2 protein-coding genes are annotated in these 971 nt (G+C 45.5%); both read right to left on the bottom strand.

Features of this window, described 5'->3' with window-relative positions; genetic code table 11:
- The coding region (locus tag A3735_RS25960) for a helical backbone metal receptor (RefSeq protein ID WP_156499928.1) at positions 1-585 on the bottom strand (585 nt) is incomplete at its 3' end.
- Positions 586-594: 9 nt separating this feature from the next.
- Positions 595-971, bottom strand: a 377-nt coding sequence (locus tag A3735_RS25955; protein ID WP_156499927.1) for an iron ABC transporter permease, incomplete at its 5' end; no start/stop codon positions are given.

Genomic DNA, 971 nt, shown 5'->3' with positions numbered 1-971 from the left:
ACCACAACTCGTTAAAATTTCATTGATCCAGCTGCCCGCACCTATCGTTCTTAAGGGCTCATTCCACAACTGGTAAAAGAAGCTTATTGGCGCTTTATGATGATTCTCTTTCTGTATGCCCTGCCAGTCTTGCTTAAACGTTGCAACGAGCTCCGCGGCTTTCGCATTCAGCCCAGTCAAGGCCCCCAGCTCTATGATTTCCGTTTCAATATCTGCCATACGCTTGGTTTCACTACGATAGACCTTTAAGCCCAAGCGTTCTAGGCGATCAATATCACCGGCAGGATTGCCTCCTTCCCAAGCAACAATCAAGTCCGGTTTTAAGGCGAGCACACTCTCAAGTTGAATCCCATTGTAACCACCGACCTGAGGTATTCTCTTAGCTTCATCAGGAAAATCAGCATAGCTTGTCGTTGCTACGATTCTACTTCCAGCACCTAGAGAAAATAATAACTCAACTGAGTGTGGAGAAAGCGCTACGATTCGCTTTGCAACAAAGGGTGCGTGGGAAGTTTCGTCACTATGAGACAAGGAAGCTTGAAAAGCCAAGACTAGCAAAAGCAATAGATTAAGTACTCTGAACATAAGCACGATTTACCATCCTCGACGACGAAGAACCAGAAGAAAGAAGGCACTACCAATTGCTGCTGTAATGACACCAACGGGTAGCTCATTATTATCGATCAAGGTACGTGCAAGCACATCAACCCATACCATGAAACAACCACCCAATAATACACACGCCGTTAAAACGTGCTTACTCCGGCGCTCTAGCAACCTTCTAACAATATGGGGCACCATTAAACCAACAAAGCCTATGCCACCACAATTTGCAACCAACGTTGCCGTTAACAAAGAACTAAGCAATAACATAGAAATTCGCAAACGCTTTACATCCACTCCTAATGCGGTCGCACTTTCATCCCCCGCAAGCATGACACGCAAACGCCGGTGATTGGCAAAAAATATTG

The sequence above is a fragment of the Oleiphilus sp. HI0061 genome, from assembly GCF_001635675.1.
The sequence above is the reverse complement of the archived record's forward strand: the minus strand, read 5'-3'. Positions and strand labels throughout refer to the sequence as shown.